Source organism: Solirubrobacter deserti, from assembly GCF_027587175.1.
In the GTDB taxonomy this organism is placed as follows: Bacteria; Actinomycetota; Thermoleophilia; order Solirubrobacterales; family Solirubrobacteraceae; genus Solirubrobacter; species Solirubrobacter deserti.
In genome coordinates this window covers 23,635-41,433 of the sequence record NZ_JAPCID010000026.1, presented here as the reverse complement: position 1 = coordinate 41,433, position 17,799 = coordinate 23,635, and the positions used below count along the sequence as shown (strand labels likewise).

The following is a 17,799-nucleotide window of genomic DNA, read 5'->3' as shown; positions in this document are numbered from 1 at the left end:
AGATCGTCGAGCGCGTCGGCGAGGTGATCCGTGAGATCAACGCGCGCGGCGTGACCGTCGTGCTCGTGGAGCAGAACGCGGCGATGGCGCTGGCGGTGGCCGATCACGCGGTCGTGCTCGAAGTCGGTGAGGTCGCGCTGCGGGGGACGGCGGAGGAGCTGGCCGAGAGCGAGGCCGTCAGGGAGCGCTACCTCGGCGTGTCCACGCAGGCCGCCGCGACCGGGACGCGCGTGGAGAGCTCCGCGCAGCCGCTCGCGGTGGAAGCGCTGTCCGTCCGCTTCGGTGGCCTGGCCGCGCTGTCCGACGTCTCGTTCACCGTCGAGCCCGGCTCGCTGCACGCGCTGATCGGCCCGAACGGCGCGGGCAAGTCCACGTGCCTGAACGTGCTCTCCGGCGTCTACGCGGCGAGCGCCGGATCGGTGCGTTACGGGAGCCACGAGCTCACGAGGCTGCGCCCGCACCGGATCGCCGCGCTCGGCGTCGCGCGCACGTTCCAGAACATCGCGCTCTCTCCGCGGGTGTCCGTGCTGGACAACCTGCTCGTTGCGCGCCACCGGCTGATGCGGTCGGGGTTCCTCGCCGACGGGCTCAAGCTGCCCCGCGCGCGGCGGGAGCGGGCGGAGCACGAGGCGCGCGTGCGCGAGATCGCCGAGCTGCTCGGGCTGACCGAGCTCGAACGCCCCGTCGGCACGCTCTCCTACGGCACGCGCAAGCGCGTGGAGCTCGCCCGCGCGCTGTGCGCGGAGCCCGAGTTGCTGCTGCTCGACGAGCCCGTCGCCGGCATGGTCCGCGACGAGTCCGCGGCCATGGCCGACGCGATCTCACGCGCCCGCGCGGAGCTCGGCATCTCCGTGCTGCTGGTCGAGCACGACATGACGTTCGTGATGGGGATGGCCGATCGGGTCACGGTGCTCGACTTCGGCAAGCGGATCGCCGACGGGACGCCGGCCACGGTCCAGCGCGACCCGGACGTGCTCAAGGCCTATCTGGGAGCGGCGGCGTGAACCAGTTCGTGACGTTGTTCGTGGGCGGCCTGTTCCTCGGGGCGATCTACTCGCTCGTCGCGCTCGGGTTCGTGACCGTCTTCAAGGCCACGCACGTGATCAACTTCGCGCAGGGCTCGGTGCTGCTGCTGGGCGCGTACGTGATCGCCCGCGCGCACGAGTCGGTCGGGTTCGCGCTCGCGGTGGCGCTCGGTGTGTTGGCGGCCGCGGTGGCGTCGGTGTTGATCGACGCCGTGCTGATCCGCCGCATCCGCCGCGCCGATCTCGGCACGCTCGCGATCCTCACGCTCGGCGTCGACATCCTGCTCGCGACCGAGCTCTCGCGCCGGATCGGCACGGACGTGCTGAACATCGGCGCGCCGTGGGGCAGCGACGTGACCGAGGTCGCCGGCATCCGCGTCGCCACCTCGCGCGTGCTCGCGGGCGGCGTGGCGGCCGTGCTCGTCGCGGGCTTCTGGCTCGCGTTCAAGTTCACCGACTTCGGGATCGCCATGCGCTCGGCGGCCGAGGACGGCGAGGTCGCGTCGCTGATGGGCATCCGGCTCAACCGCGTGGCGGCGACGGCGTGGGCGCTCGCCGGCGCCCTGGCCGCGATCGGCGGGCTGTTCCTGACGAGCTTCCCGGCGGCGGGCGTGACCGGCAGCGTGGGCCTGCTCGCCCTGGCCACGATCCCGGCGGTCGTGCTCGGCGGGTTCGACTCGCCCGGCGGCGCCGTGCTCGGCGGCTTGATCATCGGCGTCGTCTCGGTGCTCACCGCGGGCTACCAGGAGGAGCTGTCGTTCCTCGGCCGCGGGCTGGGCGGCGTCGCGCCGTTCGCGGTGATGCTGCTCGTGCTGTTGGTCCGGCCCTCGGGGTTGTTCGGGACGCGGGAGGTGACGCGTGTCTAGGTGGCTGGGAGCCGCGGTGGTCGTCGTGCTGCTGGCCGCGGTGCCGATCTGGTTCGAGGCGTTCTGGCTGCAGACCGGGCTGTTCGCGATGGCCGCGATCATCGCCGCGATCGGGCTCTCGATCCTGGTCGGCATCGCGGGCCAGCTCTCGCTCGCGCACGCGTTCTTCGTCGCGATCGGCGCCTACGGCTACGCGTACCTGGCGGACCGCATCCCGCCGCTGCTCGCGCTGGTCGCGGCGGTGCTGCTGGCGGGGGTCGCGGGCGCGCTCTTCAGCCCGATCGCGGGCCGCGTGCGCGGCATCTACCTCGGGCTCGCCAGCCTCGGCCTCGTCTTCCTCGGCCAGCACATCTTCCAGAACGCGACCGGGATCACAGGCGGCTACCGCGGCGTGGCCGTGCCGCCGTTCAGCCTGTTCGGCTTCGAGTTCACCGGCGCGGACGGGCTGGTGGTGCTCGGCGTGCCCTACGGTCCGCTCGAGAAGCTCTGGTACCTCGGGCTGGTCCTCGTGGCGCTCTCGCTCTGGTACGGGCACAACCTCGTGCGCTCGCGGCCGGGCCGTGCGCTCGCCACGGTGCGCGACAGCGAGGTCGCGGCGGCCACCAACGGCATCGATGTCGTCCGCTACAAGGCCGCGGCGTTCACGGTGTCCTCGATGTACGCCGGGCTCGGCGGCGTGCTGATGGCGCTCGCGTTCGGGCGCATCGTCCCCGAGTCGTTCGGGCTGCTGCTGTCGATCGACTTCCTGGTGATGGTCGTGATCGGGGGCGCCGGATCGGTCGGCGGCGCGGCCGCGGGCGCGGTGTTCGTCACCGCGCTGCCGCTGATCCTCAACCACTACAGCGGCTCGCTGCCGCTGCTCGCTGAACCCGGAAGCGGCGGAGTGGGGGCCGCGGAGTTCAGCCGGTTGCTCTACGGGGCGGCGATCGTCGCCGTCCTGCTGTTCGCCCGTGACGGGCTCGCGGGGCTCGTTCACCGAAAGGAGAGGGTCGTATGAGGCGTGTCGGACTGCTCGCGGTGGTGCTCGCGTTCACGGTGACGGCGTGCGGCAAGGGCGGCGCGGAGGAGGAGCCCGCGAAGGGCTCGGGCGAGCAGGCGGTCAAGACCGGTCCGGGCGCGTCCGCCGACACCATCACGCTCGGGTACCTGCCGGACCTCAGCGGCGTGTTCGCGCCCAACGGCAAGTCGCAGATGGAGGGCGCGAACCTCTACTGGGACGCGAAGAACAAGGCGGGCGGGATCTGCGGACGCCAGATCGAGGTCAAGGTCCAGGACACGGGCTACGACCCCCAGAAGGCGGTCGCCGCCTACCAGCAGTTGTCGGGCGACGTGATCGGGCTGGGCCTGGTGCTCGGCTCCTCGATCGTCAACGCGCTGCTGCCCAACGTCCAGCAGGACCAGATGTTCCTCAACTTCGCGGGCTGGACGTCGGACATCCTGCCGAGCGAGAACGTCGCCATCGCGGGCACGACCTACGACATCGAGGCCATCAACGCCGTCGACTTCTTGATGAAGGAGCACGGGGTCGCGTCCGGGGACACGATCGGTCACCTGTACTTCGAGGGCGACTACGGCGAGAACGCGCTCAAGGGCTCGAAGTTCGCCGCTGAGAAGCACGGGCTGGAGATCCTCGAGCAGAAGATCACGCCGGCCGACCAGGACATGACCGGCCAGGTGTCCGCGTTCAAGAAGGCGGGCGTGAAGGCGATCCTGTTCAGCGCCGCGCCGCCGCAGGCCGCTTCGCTGGCCGGTTTGGCCGCGTCCCAGAAGCTGGACGTGCCGATCGTGGCGAACGGGCCGGGCTGGACGCCGCAGCTGCTCACCACGCCCGCCGCCGACGCGATGGAGGCGAACTACTTCGTCGTCTCCTCGATGGCGCCGCTGTCGGTGCAGAGCGAGGGCGTGACCAAGTTCCTGTCCGAGTACCAGGCCAAGTACCCGAAGGGCACGCCGTCCTCCAACGGCTCGCTGTACGCGTACGCGGGCGCGCAGATCGCCGACGCGGCGCTGACGAAGGCGTGCGAGAACAAGGACCTCACGCGCAAGGGCGTGCTCGACGCGCTGCACTCGCTGACGGCGCTGGACACGGGCGGGACCGTCGCGGGAACGCTCGACTTCAGCGACCCGGCCTCGCCTCCGGGCTCGCTGGTGTACATCGCGAAGGTGAGCAAGGACGCGCCGGGCGGGCTCGAGGCGCTCGGTGAGCCGGCCCAGGCCGCCGACGCCGAGGGCTACTCGTTCTGATGCCGGCCCTGGCGGAGCTGCCCGGCCTGGCCGGGCAGCGCCTCGGCCCGACGGCGTGGCGCGAGATGACGCAGGAGCGCGTGAACGCGTTCGCCGACGTGACCGAGGACCACAACTACATCCACGTCGACCCCGAGCGGGCGAAGGACTCGCCGTTCGGCGGGACGATCGCCCACGGCTACCTGAGCGTGGCGCTGCTGGCGCCGATCTCGCAGGAGCTGCTGGACGTGTCCGGCGCGACCGGCGTCAACTACGGGATGGATCGGCTGCGCTTTCCGGCGCCGCTGCCGGTGGGGGCGTCGTTCCGGGGCGTGGCGGAAGTCGGCGAAGTCAGTGAAGTGCGAGGAGGCGTGCAGGTGAAGGTCACGATGACGGTCGAGGTGCGCGACCAGGACAAGCCCGCGGTGGTCGCCGACTGCCTGTTCCGGTACTACGCATGAGGCTCGACGGGAAGGTCGCGATCGTCACGGGCGCGGGGCGCGGGCTGGGGCGCGCCTACGCGGAGGCGCTGGCGGCGGCGGGCGCCTCGGTCGTGGTGAACGACCTCGAGGGCGCGGACGAGGTGGCGTCGGCGATCGGCGGCGTCGCCGCGCCCGGCCCGGTGGGGTCGGCGGAGACGGCGGACATGCTCGTCGCGACCGCGGTGGAGGCCTACGGCCGGCTGGATGTGATGGTCACCAACGCCGGCGTGCTGCGCGACAAGGTGCTGTGGAAGATGACCGACGAGGACTTCGACCTCGTCGTGGAGACGCACCTGCGCGGCACGTTCACCTGTGCCCGGGCGGCGGCGATCCGGCTCCGCGAGCAGGGGGAGGGCGGCCGGATCGTCGTCGTCGGGTCACCCGCCGGGCAGTACGGCAACTTCGGGCAGACGAACTACGCGGCGGCGAAGGCGGGGGTGGTCGCGTTCGCGCGCACGTGGGCGCTGGAGCTCGCGCGGGCGCAGGTGACCGTCAACGCGATCGTGCCGACGGCGTGGACGGCGATGACCGAGACGATTCCGATGTATGCGCCTTTGGTGGGCCGCGACGAGTTCCCGCCCGAGGTGCGGCGTGAGCACGCGCTCGGCCCTGCGTCCGACTGCGCGCCGCTGGTGGTGTACTTCGCGTCGGATGCGTCGGCGGGCGTCACGGGGCAGGCGATCGGGATCGGCGGCGACCGGCTGTCGCTGCACTCGCACCCGGCCGAGATCGCCTTCGAGCTGCGCGACGGGGGCTGGACCGCGGACGCGATCGCCGACGCCGTCGCGGCCTTCGAGCCGCAGCCGTACGGGGTGCGGCTGCCGGAGCTGGATCTGACGTGAACGTCGCGGACCTGGTCGCGATCGACGTGCACACGCACGCCGAGCGCAACGACGGTGAGCCGCAGGACCCGGTGACGGCGGAGGTGCTGGAGGCGGCGGGCAAGTACTTCGGGGGCTCGCCGCCGCAGCCGACCGCGCAGGAGGTCGCCGACTACTACCGCGAGCGCCGCATCGCCGCCGTGATCTTCACCGTGGACGACGAAGCGGGGATGGGGCGCAAGCGGCTGGGCAACGCGGAGGTGCTGGCGGCCGCCGAGGCGAACCCGGACGTGCTGATCCCGTTCGCGTCTGTCGATCCGCACAAGGGCAAGCTGGCCGTGCGCGAGGCGCGCGAGTGGATCGAGCGGGGCGCGCGCGGGTTCAAGTTCCACCCGAACACGCAGGCGTTCTGGCCCAACGACCGAACGTTCTATCCGCTCTACGAGGTGATCGAGGAGGCGGGGCTGATCGCGCTCTTCCACTCGGGGACGACCGGGATCGGAGCCGGGCTGCCGGGCGGCGGCGGGGTGCGCCTGAAGTACTCCAACCCGATGGCGGTCGACGACGTCGCCGCGGACTTCGGCGGCCTGAACATCATCCTCGCCCACCCGTCGTTCCCGTGGCAGGACGAGGCGCTCGCGATCGCAGTCCACAAGCCGAACGTGTACATCGACCTGAGCGGCTGGTCGCCGAAGTACTTCCCCGAGAGCCTGGTGCGGTACACGAACACCCTGCTCAAGCACAAGATGCTGTTTGGCTCCGACTATCCGTTGATCACGCCGGACCGCTGGCTGCGGGACTTCGAGCAGATCGACATCCGCGACGAGGTGCGGCCGCTCGTGCTCAAGGAGAACGCGGCGCGGCTGCTGGGGCTATGAGCGATCTGTCGTGGCCTCTCGCTCGCGCTGAGCGGCTGTTCGCCGACGATGTGGCGGTGGTCGACGGGCCGCGGTCGGTGACGTACGCGGAGTTGGGGCGGCGTGTGCGAGCGCTGGGCGGGCTCGACGCCGAGCGGGTCGGCTACCTCGGGCCGAACTCGCTCGCGCACATGGAGTGCTGGCTCGGGCTGCCGGCGTTCGGCAAGGTGCTCGTCGACCTCAACTACCGGCTGTCGCTGGAGGAGCTGGCGTTCATGGTCCAGGACGCTGGGCTGGACGCGTTGATCAGCGACGATCCGCGGGCCTCGGACCTCGGCGTGCCCCTCGTCGACTACGAGGCGCTCGTCGCCGGGCCGGAGCACGCGTTCCCGGGCGTGAGGGAGAACGCGCTCGCGGCGATCTCTTACACCGGCGGCACGACCGGGACGCCCAAGGGCGTGATGCTCTCACACCGCAACCTGCTCTCCAACGCGCTGCACAACCTCGCGGTGACGGGCCACGCGCGCGAGGATCGGTGGTTGCACGTGTGCCCGATGTTCCACGTCGCCGGCACCTCGAACGTCTTCGCGTGCACGTGGGTGGGCGCGCGGTCGGTGATCCTGCCGCGCTTCGAGCCGCTCGCGGTCCTGCGCGCGATCGAGCAGCACTCGATCACGCACGCCGTGTTCGTCCCGACGATGCTGGCGATGCTGCTCGAGCACGCCGACGGTCACGACGTCAGCGCCTTGCGCCACCTGCAGTACGCGGCTTCGCCGATCTCGCCGGAGCTGCAGCGGCGCGTGCTCGAGTGGCTGCCGGACTGCGACGTCGTCCAGTTCTACGGGATGACCGAGGCCGCGCCGACCGTCACGCGGCTCTCGCGCGCCGACCACGACACGCGGCCGTCCTCGATGGGCGTGGTCGTCCCGGGTGTGCAGGCCGAGGTGCGCGCGCCGCGCGGGGAGGTCGGCGAGCTGTGGGTGCGCGGCCCGAACATCATGCTCGGCTACTGGAACCGGCCCGAGGCCACGGCCGCGGCGCTGGTGGACGGCTGGTACCGCACCGGCGACCTCGCGCGCGAGGACGCCGACGGCTACTTCTTCATGGTCGACCGCGCCAAGGACATGATCATCACCGGCGGCGAGAACGTGTACTCGGTCGAGGTCGAGGCCGTGCTCTCGCAGCATCCGGCGGTCGACGAGGTCGCCGTGTTCGGCGTGCCGGACGAGCGCTGGGGCGAGGCCGTGCACGCCGTCGTCGTCGGCCGCGCTCGCCCGGAGGAGCTGCGCGAGCACTGCCGTGCCGCGTTGGCCGGCTTCAAGGTGCCGCGCATGATCGAGGTGCGTGAGGAGCCGCTGCCCAAGTCCGGCGCGGGCAAGCTGCTCAAGCACCAGCTGCGGGCGCCCTACTGGGCGGGCCGCGACCGGCTGGTGAGCTGACGGAACGTCTCGGCGGCGAGCTCCGCGTCGCCGAGATGCGCGCCGACGAACGCGCCGTCGCGGAGCATGACGAAGTGCCGCGCGGCGTCCTCGTCGCCGAAGGCGTCGCGGACCACGCCGAAGTACCACTCGCGGTGCGCGGCGACCGCCCGCCGGACGGGATGGTCCTCCTCCTCGAACTCCGCGGCGGCGCAGATGAACGCGCACCCGTGGAACTCGCGCCGCTGGATCGACGCGCGGACGTCCTCGATCAGCGCCTCGACGGTGGCGCCCGTGAGCTGCGCCGCGATCGCGTCGTGCGCCGCCTGCAAGTAGGCGAGCACCAGGTCGGTCTTGCTCGGGAAGTGGCGATAGAACGTCGCTCGCGTGACCTTGCTGGCGGCCACGATGTAGTCGACGCCGACGCTGTTGATGCCCTCGGTGTAGAAGATCGCCGAGGCGGTCCGGAGCAGCCGGTCGCGCGCCTCCGAGTTCTTGGCGGTGGGCAGCGTCGCGATCCGCATGCCTCGAAGATAGAAAGAACGATTGTTCTTGACAAGGGCGCTGCTGCCTGCTTCACTCCGGGCCATGCAAGAACGAACGTTCTCTCTTCTTACCCGCGGCCGGGCCGCGCTCGCGGTCGTCTGGGCCGTCGCCTTCGTCGTCGCCGTGGGCGACCGGGTCCCGACGACCGCCACCGAGCTGACCGCGGCGATCGCGCTGCTCCTCGCCGCCTATCCGCTTATCGACGCCGTCTCGTCCTTCGTCGAGCGGCGCTGGGTCAACGGCGCGCTCAGCACGCTCGCCGCCGTGGCCCTGGCCGTCACGGGCTTCGCCGGCGACGCGCGTGACGCGCTGCTCGTGTTCGGCGCCTGGGCCGCCGTGTCCGGCGCGCTGCAGCTCGCCCTCGCGCTGCGCCACCGCGACGGGTGGCCGATGATCGTCAGCGGCGGCCTCTCGACGCTCGCTGGCGTGAGCTTCGTCGCCGCCTCCTCCCGTGAGGAGGCGCAACTCGCGATGCTGGCCGGCTACGCCGCGGTCGGTGCCGTCCTGTACCTGGTGTCGACCTTCCGCGCGCGGAGGGCCGTGGCCGTCGCCTAGTGCAGGCTCGGCTTGTAGACGAGCTCCTGGATGCGGCCGTCGAGCGTGCGGTGCTCGAGCAGCTCCAGGTCGAAGTCGGCCGCGCCGCCGAGGATCGGCTCGGTACCGGTACGGCCGGAGATGACGGGGAAGATCGCCACCTGCACACGATCGACGAGGCCGGCGGCCATCAGCGCCCAGTTCAGCGACAGGCTGCCGTGTGAGCGCAGCGGCACGTCGGACTCCCGCTTGAACCGGGCGACGTCGTCGACGGCGTCGGGCATGACGGTCGCGGTCTCCCACTCGAGGGGATCCTTGAGCGTCTTAGAGGCCACGAACGTCGGCGAGTTGCGCATCCGCGTGATCCACCCGGCGCTGAGCAGCGGGTCCGGGGCGCTCGCGCCCAGCATCTCCACGTACTGCTTGTAGGTCTTCGCCCCGAAGACCATCCGCTGTTCCGCGTCGTACATCGCCTCGCGGTGCGCCAGGAACTCCGGACCCTGCTTGCTCCAGTAGCCGCCCCAGTCGCCGGGCCCATTCGCGTCGTAGGAGCCGTAGCCGTCGAGGGTGCAGAAGATGTCCCAGGTGTACGTCGCCGTCATGTCGTCCCCTTCGGGTCGAGTAGCTCGTCGATCTGGCCCACCGCGGCCGTCATCCCGGCGTCCGTGCCCGTGTCGAAGATCCGTCGCATCGCCTCGGCGCTCTCCCAGGACGCGGTGACGATCATCTGCGTGTCGCCGCCTGCCAGCTCGGAGAGCGCGACGCTGATCGCGCCGGTCGGCATGTCCGGTCCGCCGTCGTCGAACTCGAGCGCGCGGGGCGGGTCGACCCCGCGCACACGCCACCAGCCATGGTGCTGCTCGCCGTCGGGGCCGGTCATGAAGTAGGCCACGGTGCCGCCCGGCACGAGGTCGTGCTCGGTCACCGTCGCGGGGTAGCCCGGCGGGCCCCACCAGCGCTCCAGCTGGCGCGGGTCGCTCCACAGCCGCCACACGCGCTCGACAGACGCGTCGAAGCGCGCGGTGATCGTCAGTGTCCGGGCGTCGGCGTCCTTGACGACGCTCGTCACGGGCACTCGAGCACCTGCTCCATGCGATCGATGCGCCCGCGCCACAGCGTCTCCAGCTCGTCCAGCAGCCGGTGGGCGCTGCGCAGCGTCGCGACGTCGCCCCGCACGCGCTGCTCGCGCCCGTGGCGGGTCTTGGTCACGAGCCCCGCGCGCTCGAGCGCACCAACGTGCTTGTGCACCGCGGCGAAGCTGATCGGATAGCGGCGCGCCAGATCCGAGACCGAGTGCTGCTCGTGCAGCACCACGGCGAGGATGTCGCGCCGGGTCGGGTCGGCCAGGGCATGGAAGAGGGCGTCCGCATCTACAACCATTCGGTTATAGGTTACCACGGGCCGTATCGTGACGGCATGCGCACGCAGGTCGCGATCGTGGGGGGCGGGCCGGCCGGGCTGATGCTCGGGCGGCTGCTGGAGCGGCGGGGGATCGAGTCGGTGATCCTCGAGGCGCGGGAGCGTGAGTACGTGCAGCAGCGCGTGCGCGCCGGCGTGCTCGAGCAGGCGACGATGGACCTGATGGACGAGGTCGGTCTGGGCGCGCGGATGCACCGCGAAGGGCTCGTGCACGAGGGCGTCGAGCTGCGCTTCGACGGCGAGGGCCACCGCATCCCGCTCAAGGACCTGACCGGCCGGGCAATCACGATCTATGGCCAGCAGGAGGTCGTCAAGGACCTGATCGAGGCGCGCCTGCAGTCCGGCCTCCCGCTGCACTTCGAGGTCAGTGACGTGGTCGTGGATCCCGCCGGCACGGTGACCTACACGCACGAGGGCGAATCCCACACGCTCGAAGCCGACCTGATCGCCGGTTGCGACGGCTTCCACGGCGTCTGCCGGCCGGCGATCGCCGACGTCCTGACCGTCTACGAGCGCGAGTACCCGTTCGGCTGGATGGGGATCCTCGCCGAGTGCGCGCCCGCCTCGGAGGAGCTCATCTACGCGCACCATGAGCGCGGGTTCGCGCTGGCGTCGATGCGCTCACACCAGATCACGCGGATGTACCTGCAGTGCGCGCCCGACGCCGAGCCGCTGCCCGACGAGGAGATCTGGGACGAGCTCGACCGCCGCTTCGGCATGTCCGTCAACCGCGGGCCGATCTTCGAGAAGGGCGTCACGCCGATGCGCTCGTTCGTGGTCGAGCCGATGCAGCACGGCAAGCTGTTCCTCGCCGGTGACGCCGCGCACATCGTCCCGCCGACGGGCGCGAAGGGCCTGAACACGGCGATGGCGGACGTCGCGCTGCTGGCGTCCTCGTTCGGCGATGAAGGCGCCCTGGCCGCCTACACGCAGCGCGCGCTCGAACGCGTCTGGCGCGTCCAGCACTTCAGCTGGTGGATGACTTCGATGCTGCACCGCATGAGCGACGACCCGTTCGAGACGCAGCTCCAGCGCTCGCAGCTGCGCTACACGGTCACCAGCGAGGCGCAGGCGACGGCGCTGGCCGAGAACTACGTCGGCTTGCCCTTCATCACCGCGTGAAGCGCGGCGGGCAGCTGCACGATCGTCATCACCAGCAGCACGCCGAGCGGCCAGTTCCACTCGTCCGAGATGTCGTGCACGGCGCCGACCAGCGCGGGCCCGCCGGCCGCGATCAGGTAGCCGACGCCCATCGCCATCGCGGTCATCCCCGCCACCTCGCCGGGGTCGCGCCCGCGCAGCACCGGCAGCATCAGCGCCAGCCCGAGCGCGCCGCCCTGGCCGATGCCCAGCGGCACCATCCACAACAGCGAGAGGTCCGGCAGGAGCATCACGCCGAGCAGGCCGACCAGCGCCGTGCCGACGATCACCAGCAGCAGATCGAGCTGGGTCTCACGGCGCGCGGCGAGCACCGGCATCGCGAACGCCGGGATCATCTGCACGAGCTGCGTCACGCCCGAGAGGAAGCCCGCGTAGCCCTCGCTCATCCCGTCGTCGACGAGGATCTCCGGCAGCCACGAGATGGTTGAGAAGAACGCCATCGACTGCAGGCCCATCAGCAGCGCGATCGACCACGCGGTGCGGTTGCGCCACAGCGGGTGACCGACGGTCGCGGCGACGGGCTCCCGCGCGCGCAGCGCGTACGGGACCCAGACGGCGAACCCGATCAGCGCCGGCAGGGCCCAGATCGCCAGCGACGGCTCCCACCCGCCGAGCGCCTCCTCGAACGGGATCGCGGTGAAGGTCGCGATCGTGGCTCCCGCGACCAGTGCGGTCGAGAACAGCCCGGTGAGCAGGCCCGCGCCCTGGTCGGTCTTGGCCCGCACCCACGCGGGCGTGACGACCTGCGTGAGCGCGATCGCCGCGCCGGCCATCAACGTGCCGAGATACAGCGGCGCGATCCCGCCGAGTCCGCGCAGCGCCGTCCCGATCGCCGTGCAGAGGAGCGCGAGCGCGATGATTCGCTCCACCGGGTAGCGGCGGGCGATCCGCGGGCCGAGCGGCGCGAGGATGCCCAGGCACAGCAGCGGGCCGGTCGTCAGCAGCCCCGCCGCCGCGGCCGACAGCCCGAGCTCAGCCCGGACGTCGGCCAGCAGCGGCGGCAGGCTCCCGAAGAGCGGCCGCAGATTCAGCCCCGTCAGCAGGACGGGGACTGCTAATGCTCTAACCGAAGAAGACCGCAGCGGTCTCGTAGAGCTCCGCGTCGACGAGCTTGGGCTCGGCGAGCGCCTCGGCGAGGGGCACCATCTCGATGGCCGTGCCGCGCAGCGCGGCCATCTTGCCGTAGTTGCCCTCGGTGATGGCGTCCACGGCGGCGACGCCGAAGCGGCTGCCGAGCACGCGGTCGAACGCGAGCGGCGTGCCGCCGCGCTGGATGTGGCCGAGGATCGTCGTGCGCGACTCGAAGCCCGTCTTCTCTTCGATCTGACGCTCGAGCATCGAGCCGATGCCGCCGAGGCGGACGTGACCGAAGGCGTCCTTGGTCTCGTACTGCGTGAGCAGGCCGCCGTCCTTGGGCGTGGCGCCCTCGGCGACGACGACGATCGAGAACGTCGCGCCGCGGTCGTGGCGGCGCTTGAGGTGGTCGACGACCTCGTCGATGTCGAACGGGCGCTCCGGGATGAGGATCACGTCGGCGCCGCCGGCCAGGCCGGAGTACACGGCGAGCCAGCCGGCGTGGCGGCCCATGACCTCGCACACGAGCACGCGGTTGTGCGACTCCGCGGTCGTGTGCAGGCGGTCGATCGCGTCCGTGGCGATCTGCACCGCGGTCTGGAAGCCGAACGTGAAGTCCGTGGCGGCGAGGTCGTTGTCGATCGTCTTCGGGACGCCGACGACGGGGATGCCGTCCTCGTGCAGCCGGCCCGCGACGCCGAGCGTGTCCTCGCCGCCGATCGGGATCAGCGCGTCGAGGTTGTTGGCCTCCATCGCGGCCTTGACCTTGTTCAGGCCGTCCTCGACCTTGTACACGTTGGTGCGGGACGACCCGAGGATCGTCCCGCCACGGTGCAGGATCCCGCGCGTGCTATCGAGGGTGAGGTCGACGCCTTCGTTGTTGATGACGCCGGCCCACCCGTGCCGGAAGCCGAAGAACTCGTGCCCGTGGGCGTTGATCCCCTTACGGACGACGCCCCGGATGACCGCATTCAGTCCGGGGCAGTCGCCGCCCCCGGTGAGCACTCCAATTCGCATGCACCTCAGCTTATGCGTGCACCGGCTCCGGAGTCGGCTCGTGGTCCCACTTCGGCAACCAGCGCAGGCCGCGCGGCAGGTACCAGTTGCGCTCGCCCAGCAGCTTCATCGCGGCGGGGAGCAGGACCGCGCGCACGAGCGTCGCGTCCAGCAGGATGGCCACGGCCAGGCCGACGCCCATCTGCTTGAACTCGATCATCGAGAGCGTCGCGAAGATCGCGAACACGGCGACCATCACGATCGCGGCGCTGGTGACGACCCCCGCCGTGGCCTTGATGCCGTGCGCGACGGCGTCCTCGGTGGACTCGCCCCGGTCGAACGCCTCGCGGATGCGGCTGAGGATGAACACGTGGTAGTCCATCGAGAGGCCGAACAGGATCACGAACATAAACAGCGGCAGCCAGGACGTGATGCCGCCGACGGACTCGAAGTTCAACAGCCCTTCGAGGTGGCCGTCCTGGAAGATCCACGTCATCACGCCGTAGGCGGCGCCCACTGAGAGCAGGTTCAGCACGATCGCCTTGAGCGGGATGACGATGCTGCGGAACGTCACGAGCAGCAGCAGGAACGCCAGGCCGAGCACGAACGCGAACACGAACGGCAGGCGCGAGTTCATGCGGTCGTTGAAGTCCTTCGAGCCGGCGGTCATGCCCGTCACGTTGGCCTCGGCGCCCGGGACCCGGTCGATCGTGGCCGGGATCGTCTTGTCGCGCAGCGTGGCGAGGGCGGCCTCGGACGCGTCGTCGGTGCCGTTGCCCGGCAGCGGGATGGAGACGATCGCGACTTCCTTGTTGGGGGAGACGATGGTCGACGTCGGGCCGGAGGCGTCGGCGATCAGCGCCTTGATGCCGTCCTGGACCTCGGGCGTCGTGACGTCCTTGGCCTGGATGGCGACGATCGCCGGCATCGGGCCACCCGGGAACTCGTCCTGGATGCGCTCGTAGGTCTGCATGATCGGCAGGTCGTGCGGCAGGCCCGCGGCGCCCGGGTTGACCGTGCGCATGTGCAGCGCCGGGTAGGCGAGCAGCAGGAGAAACCCGGCGGACAGCACGACGGCCAGGACCGGCCGCCGGAGGCTGCGGTCGATGACGAAGTTCCACACGCGCGACTCGCCGTGGTTGCGGTGGCGCAGGCGGCCGATGAACGGCACGCGGCCCTTCTCGACCTTGTCGCCGAGCTTGGAGATCACGGCCGGCAGGACGGTGACGCTGCCGAGCATCGCGACCGCGACGACGAGCATCGTGCCCACGGCGAACGAGGTGAAGACGGCGTTGCCCGCGATGAACATGCCGGCCATCGCGATCAGGACCGTGAGGCCGGAGATGAGCACGGCCTTGCCGGACGTGGCGGCGGCGAACTCGAGCGCGGCCTCCGAGGAGCGTCCGGCATCCCGTTCCTCCATCTTGCGCCGCAAGTAGAAGAGTGAATAGTCGACGCCGACGGCGAGGCCGATGAGCAGGATGACCGAAGCCGCGGACTCCTCCATCGGGATGATCTGGCTGATCGGCGCGACGAGGCCGAGCGTGCCGATCACGGCGGTGATGCCGAGCAGCAGCGGCACGCCGGCGGCGACGAGCGCGCCGAAGGCGACGATCAGGATGATCAGCGTGATCGGGAGCGAGAGGAACTCCGCGCGCTTGAAGTCGTCGTCCAGCGAGGCGGACAGCGCCTTGTCGGCGGACGCGTCACCGAACTGCTCGATCCGCAGGTCCGGGTGCTGTTGCTGGGCGGCCTTGGTGGCGTTCAGCGTCGAGTCGACGCGTTCGTCGGTCGCGTCGCTGTCCCCTTTGATGGAGAACGTGACCAGCGCCGCGTCCTGGCCCTTGGAGATCTGGCCCTCGTTGCCCTGCTCGTAGGGCGAGGCGATCTCCTCGACGTGCTTGGTCTTCTGCAACTGGGCGACGACCGTGTCGACGCCCTGTCTGAACTGCGGGTCCGACGCCTTCAGGCCACCATCGCGGGCGGTGACCAGGACCTGCTCGTCGGCCTTGTCGGGAAAGTCCGCGGCGGCGATCGCCTTGTCGGCGACCGCCGAGGAGCCGTTGCCCGTGTCCTCGGGCTCGAGCGAGTTCGTGCCGATCGCTCCACCCAGCACGAACGCGATGACGACGAACGCGAGCCATCCGAAGATGGCGGTCTTCCGGTGCCGCGCGCTCCAGTGTCCGGCACGCGCGGCGAGGTTCCTCTTAGGCATGTGCGCAGCGTCCCGAGAATGGGGCCGGACTTCACTCGCGCACACCGGCCTCTTGGGCTACAGCACCCCACCGACTCGAGGGTGGGGGAAGCCATAGCTCCGCCCGCTGCTACAGGACCACGAAGACCAGCAGCAGGATGATGATGATGAGGAGGAGGGTGCCAATGCCGATGTACATGTCACCGACATACCCCGCCCCATCTGGCACTACTCGCGGACGCTCACCGACTCGGCCGGATCCACGTTCTCACGCTGATCCTCGCCCTTCTTGGCCCGTCGTGCCCGGTTGACGACCTCGCACTCGCCCGGATTGCTGAGCACATCCTTGAAGTCCGCGTAGACCGTGTCCACGCCCGCTCCGCAGTCAACCGTGTCGGCCTCTCCGTCGCGCACGCGGAACGTGTCGTTGCCCGGCCCGCCATGGAGGACGTCACCCGCCGTGTCGTTGGGCCCGTGCACGTCGGCCCGCGCCATCGCCCACAGCTGGTCGTCGCCGTCCTCGCCCCACGTCTCGTCGTTCCCGCGCGCGGCGTAGATCAGGTCGTTCCCCGTTCCGCCCCACTGCTTGTCGTTGCCGGCGGCCCCGCCCATGTGGTCGTTGCCGTCCTCGCCCCAGCTGTGGTCGTGGCCGTGATTGCCCCAGATCCGGTCGTCCCCGACGCCGCCGAACAGCCGATCCGCGCCTCGCCCGCCCCAGATCCGGTCCAGCCCTTCACCGCCCGTGACCGTGTCCGGCCCGGACCGCGCGCCGATCCGGTCGTCCCCGGCCGCACCGTCCACCACGTCCGCCTGACCGGTCGCCCGGATGCGGTCGCTCCCCGGAGTTCCCGTGATCTGCACAGCCTGCGCCGACCCGCTGAACGCAAGCGTCGCCAGCACCGTCGAGACGGCGCCGCCCGCCATTACCCTGAACATGCCCTACCTCCGGGCTCCCATCGGTTGACACCCCGTGGAAACCCGTTCGAGCCGTCGAGTTGCGGCTCGCCGGAAGTCCGCGGCTCGGACCCGGCGGTGGGGCGCTACTATCTTCCTCCGCGCCAAGGGGGCGTAGCTCAGTTGGTTAGAGCGCCGGCCTGTCACGCCGGAGGTCGCGGGTTCGAGCCCCGTCGCTCCCGTTCCGCACTGGACCGCAGCGCGCCGCAAATGCAGGACTTTCGCGGCGCCCCGGTCCAGTAGCGATCCGCAAGGCTCAGCAGCAGTTCGCTGGGCTCGCGCGTAAAAAGGTGACGAAAAGGTGACGGGCGGGTGCACAGCGCCCCGGCCCGCACCTCTCCGCAACGCCAGTTGCGAGAGACCGCCTAGCGGCCGGGCGACGCGCACTCAATCGTGGTTGACGTCGGCTGCCCGCGGTCCGCGCGGACCGCCACAACCTGGCCGCAGAACGACAAAGACCGGGGGGCAACCCGGTCTTCGTACTGCGGCTTCGCCGCCCATCCGCTCCGTGAGGAGCCACATAAATGCCTTCCCCAACTGTACCCGGGTGCCGGACAGATCGCCAACCCCTTTTTGAGGGGTTGCGGCGGCGTGCGCTTCGAGCGGCCCGCTCCTGGTGGTTGGGGCCTGATCCAGCTGTGCCGCGAGCGTCTGTTCGTGCGCGCAGTGCTTCGTGCTGCCGCGGCGCCTTCGGGCGTTGGCGGTGCCGCTGGAGCTTCCGACTTCTTCGTCTCGCGGGCGTCGCTGGTACCGCCCGGCGATCGAGCCGCTGCCCGCTGAGCCGGGCCGCCTCGTGGTGGTCGCGCTCCTGGGGCGCGCCCGCCGCGAGAGGGGTTGCACGACGCCAGGCGACGATCGGTTGGAGACGCGGGCGTACGCGGTCAAGCGCTACTTGTTCCGGCTGGGGCACGCGGCCAAGTCGGGCCGGTACGCGACGTCGATCGGGCAGTTGGTCGTGGGGTTGGCGCCGGTGATCGGTTGGGGCCCGGTTCCACGCGGGCGCGTCGCGCGAGCGGCGTTCGTCCGCAAGCACCGACGGAGCGTGCAGCGCTGGCTCGACGACCTGCAGGCCGCGGGCGTGGTGGCGCACGAGCCCGAGCGCGACGGGGACGACGTTTGGTGGCGCACGCAGATCGTGCTGCTGGCGGCGCCTGCCCCTGAGGACGCCGAGCTGGCGGTGGCGCGTGCCCGGGCCCGGTCGTGGAGGGCTCGCGAGCGGCGACGGTCGC

The 17,799-nt window shown here is 70.9% G+C and carries 18 protein-coding genes and 1 tRNA gene; 11 read left to right on the top strand and 8 right to left on the bottom strand.

Features of this window, described 5'->3' with window-relative positions:
* Positions 1 to 230: 230 nt before the first annotated feature.
* Genes OJ962_RS34460 through OJ962_RS18280 form a run of 8 tightly spaced genes read left to right on the top strand, consistent with a single transcriptional unit; the run spans position 231 to position 7,713 of the window.
* A complete protein-coding gene (locus OJ962_RS34460; RefSeq protein ID WP_407697521.1) occupies positions 231 to 1,004 on the top strand; it encodes an ABC transporter ATP-binding protein in 774 nt (257 codons plus the stop codon).
* Positions 1,001 to 1,891, top strand: a complete 891-nt coding sequence (locus OJ962_RS18310; RefSeq protein ID WP_202954343.1) for a branched-chain amino acid ABC transporter permease — start codon at positions 1,001 to 1,003, stop codon at positions 1,889 to 1,891. The genes OJ962_RS34460 and OJ962_RS18310 overlap by 4 nt, the downstream gene beginning before the upstream one ends.
* Positions 1,884 to 2,888, top strand: a complete 1,005-nt coding sequence (locus OJ962_RS18305) for a branched-chain amino acid ABC transporter permease (RefSeq protein WP_202954342.1) — start codon at positions 1,884 to 1,886, stop codon at positions 2,886 to 2,888. The genes OJ962_RS18310 and OJ962_RS18305 overlap by 8 nt, the downstream gene beginning before the upstream one ends.
* Positions 2,885 to 4,135: an ABC transporter substrate-binding protein gene (locus OJ962_RS18300; RefSeq protein WP_202954341.1), complete on the top strand. Its 1,251-nt coding sequence runs from the start codon at positions 2,885 to 2,887 to the stop codon at positions 4,133 to 4,135. Before OJ962_RS18305 ends, OJ962_RS18300 begins: the two co-directional genes overlap by 4 nt.
* Positions 4,135 to 4,575 carry a MaoC family dehydratase gene (locus OJ962_RS18295; RefSeq protein WP_202954340.1) on the top strand — a complete coding sequence of 147 codons (441 nt, stop codon included), beginning with the start codon at positions 4,135 to 4,137 and terminating at the stop codon, positions 4,573 to 4,575. Before OJ962_RS18300 ends, OJ962_RS18295 begins: the two co-directional genes overlap by 1 nt.
* On the top strand, positions 4,572 to 5,438 hold the full coding sequence (locus OJ962_RS18290) for an SDR family NAD(P)-dependent oxidoreductase (RefSeq protein WP_202954339.1): 867 nt from the start codon (positions 4,572 to 4,574) through the stop codon (positions 5,436 to 5,438). The genes OJ962_RS18295 and OJ962_RS18290 overlap by 4 nt, the downstream gene beginning before the upstream one ends.
* Positions 5,435 to 6,295, top strand: a complete 861-nt coding sequence (locus OJ962_RS18285) for an amidohydrolase family protein (protein WP_202954338.1) — start codon at positions 5,435 to 5,437, stop codon at positions 6,293 to 6,295. The genes OJ962_RS18290 and OJ962_RS18285 overlap by 4 nt, the downstream gene beginning before the upstream one ends.
* Positions 6,292 to 7,713 carry a class I adenylate-forming enzyme family protein gene (locus OJ962_RS18280; protein WP_202954337.1) on the top strand — a complete coding sequence of 474 codons (1,422 nt, stop codon included), beginning with the start codon at positions 6,292 to 6,294 and terminating at the stop codon, positions 7,711 to 7,713. The genes OJ962_RS18285 and OJ962_RS18280 overlap by 4 nt, the downstream gene beginning before the upstream one ends.
* On the opposite strand, the gene OJ962_RS18275 is transcribed toward OJ962_RS18280, so the two are convergent.
* The gene (locus OJ962_RS18275; RefSeq protein WP_202954336.1) at positions 7,680 to 8,216 is read right to left on the bottom strand and encodes a TetR/AcrR family transcriptional regulator; all 537 of its coding nucleotides are present in this window, start codon (positions 8,214 to 8,216) and stop codon (positions 7,680 to 7,682) included. The two genes, OJ962_RS18280 and OJ962_RS18275, sit on opposite strands and share 34 nt — an antisense overlap.
* A 64-nt stretch (positions 8,217 to 8,280) precedes the next feature.
* On the opposite strand from OJ962_RS18275, the gene OJ962_RS18270 reads away from it, so the two are divergent.
* On the top strand, positions 8,281 to 8,793 hold the full coding sequence (locus tag OJ962_RS18270) for a hypothetical protein (RefSeq protein WP_202954335.1): 513 nt from the start codon (positions 8,281 to 8,283) through the stop codon (positions 8,791 to 8,793).
* On the opposite strand, the gene OJ962_RS18265 is transcribed toward OJ962_RS18270, so the two are convergent.
* From OJ962_RS18265 to OJ962_RS18255, 3 genes are read right to left on the bottom strand one after another with little or no spacing between them, the layout of a single operon-like run.
* Complete coding sequence (locus tag OJ962_RS18265) at positions 8,790 to 9,374, bottom strand: dihydrofolate reductase family protein (RefSeq protein WP_202954334.1); 585 nt, start codon at positions 9,372 to 9,374, stop codon at positions 8,790 to 8,792. The genes OJ962_RS18270 and OJ962_RS18265 overlap by 4 nt on opposite strands.
* Positions 9,371 to 9,847, bottom strand: a complete 477-nt coding sequence (locus OJ962_RS18260) for an SRPBCC family protein (protein ID WP_202954333.1) — start codon at positions 9,845 to 9,847, stop codon at positions 9,371 to 9,373. Before OJ962_RS18260 ends, OJ962_RS18265 begins: the two co-directional genes overlap by 4 nt.
* Positions 9,838 to 10,152 carry an ArsR/SmtB family transcription factor gene (locus tag OJ962_RS18255; protein ID WP_202954332.1) on the bottom strand — a complete coding sequence of 105 codons (315 nt, stop codon included), beginning with the start codon at positions 10,150 to 10,152 and terminating at the stop codon, positions 9,838 to 9,840. The genes OJ962_RS18260 and OJ962_RS18255 overlap by 10 nt, the downstream gene beginning before the upstream one ends.
* Before the next feature lie 36 nt (positions 10,153 to 10,188).
* Between OJ962_RS18255 and OJ962_RS18250 the strand changes: the two genes are divergently transcribed.
* Positions 10,189 to 11,313, top strand: a complete 1,125-nt coding sequence (locus tag OJ962_RS18250; RefSeq protein WP_202954331.1) for a 4-hydroxybenzoate 3-monooxygenase — start codon at positions 10,189 to 10,191, stop codon at positions 11,311 to 11,313.
* Here the strand turns inward: OJ962_RS18250 and OJ962_RS18245 are convergent.
* The 4 genes from OJ962_RS18245 to OJ962_RS18230 form a co-directional block, all read right to left on the bottom strand.
* A complete protein-coding gene (locus OJ962_RS18245; protein ID WP_407697520.1) occupies positions 11,283 to 12,356 on the bottom strand; it encodes an MFS transporter in 1,074 nt (357 codons plus the stop codon). The two genes, OJ962_RS18250 and OJ962_RS18245, sit on opposite strands and share 31 nt — an antisense overlap.
* A gap of 58 nt (positions 12,357 to 12,414) precedes the next feature.
* On the bottom strand, positions 12,415 to 13,443 hold the full coding sequence (locus tag OJ962_RS18240) for a 6-phosphofructokinase (protein ID WP_202954330.1): 1,029 nt from the start codon (positions 13,441 to 13,443) through the stop codon (positions 12,415 to 12,417).
* A gap of 10 nt (positions 13,444 to 13,453) precedes the next feature.
* Entirely contained in the window at positions 13,454 to 15,637 is a 2,184-nt protein-coding gene (locus OJ962_RS18235; protein ID WP_202954329.1) for an MMPL family transporter, read from the bottom strand.
* 207 nt (positions 15,638 to 15,844) lie between these two features.
* On the bottom strand, positions 15,845 to 16,540 hold the full coding sequence (locus tag OJ962_RS18230; RefSeq protein WP_270006517.1) for a calcium-binding protein: 696 nt from the start codon (positions 16,538 to 16,540) through the stop codon (positions 15,845 to 15,847).
* Positions 16,541 to 16,678: 138 nt separating this feature from the next.
* On the opposite strand from OJ962_RS18230, the gene OJ962_RS18225 reads away from it, so the two are divergent.
* A tRNA-Asp gene (locus OJ962_RS18225) sits at positions 16,679 to 16,752 on the top strand.
* Positions 16,753 to 17,799: the final 1,047 nt, after the last annotated feature.

What these genes read in the sequence shown, in the direction of transcription:
- OJ962_RS18300 (WP_202954341.1), top strand. Translation starts at nt 2,885, where the DNA reads ATGAGGCGTGTCGGACTGCTCGCGGTGGTGCTCGCGTTCACGGTGACG.
- OJ962_RS18280 (WP_202954337.1), top strand. Translation starts at nt 6,292, where the DNA reads ATGAGCGATCTGTCGTGGCCTCTCGCTCGCGCTGAGCGGCTGTTCGCC.
- OJ962_RS18240 (WP_202954330.1), bottom strand. Translation starts at nt 13,443, where the DNA reads ATGCGAATTGGAGTGCTCACCGGGGGCGGCGACTGCCCCGGACTGAAT.
- OJ962_RS18275 (WP_202954336.1), bottom strand. Translation starts at nt 8,216, where the DNA reads ATGCGGATCGCGACGCTGCCCACCGCCAAGAACTCGGAGGCGCGCGAC.
- OJ962_RS18235 (WP_202954329.1), bottom strand. Translation starts at nt 15,637, where the DNA reads ATGCCTAAGAGGAACCTCGCCGCGCGTGCCGGACACTGGAGCGCGCGG.
- OJ962_RS18270 (WP_202954335.1), top strand. Translation starts at nt 8,281, where the DNA reads ATGCAAGAACGAACGTTCTCTCTTCTTACCCGCGGCCGGGCCGCGCTC.
- OJ962_RS18255 (WP_202954332.1), bottom strand. Translation starts at nt 10,152, where the DNA reads ATGGTTGTAGATGCGGACGCCCTCTTCCATGCCCTGGCCGACCCGACC.
- OJ962_RS18230 (WP_270006517.1), bottom strand. Translation starts at nt 16,540, where the DNA reads ATGGCGGGCGGCGCCGTCTCGACGGTGCTGGCGACGCTTGCGTTCAGC.
- OJ962_RS18265 (WP_202954334.1), bottom strand. Translation starts at nt 9,374, where the DNA reads ATGACGGCGACGTACACCTGGGACATCTTCTGCACCCTCGACGGCTAC.
- OJ962_RS18250 (WP_202954331.1), top strand. Translation starts at nt 10,189, where the DNA reads ATGCGCACGCAGGTCGCGATCGTGGGGGGCGGGCCGGCCGGGCTGATG.
- OJ962_RS18290 (WP_202954339.1), top strand. Translation starts at nt 4,572, where the DNA reads ATGAGGCTCGACGGGAAGGTCGCGATCGTCACGGGCGCGGGGCGCGGG.
- OJ962_RS18295 (WP_202954340.1), top strand. Translation starts at nt 4,135, where the DNA reads ATGCCGGCCCTGGCGGAGCTGCCCGGCCTGGCCGGGCAGCGCCTCGGC.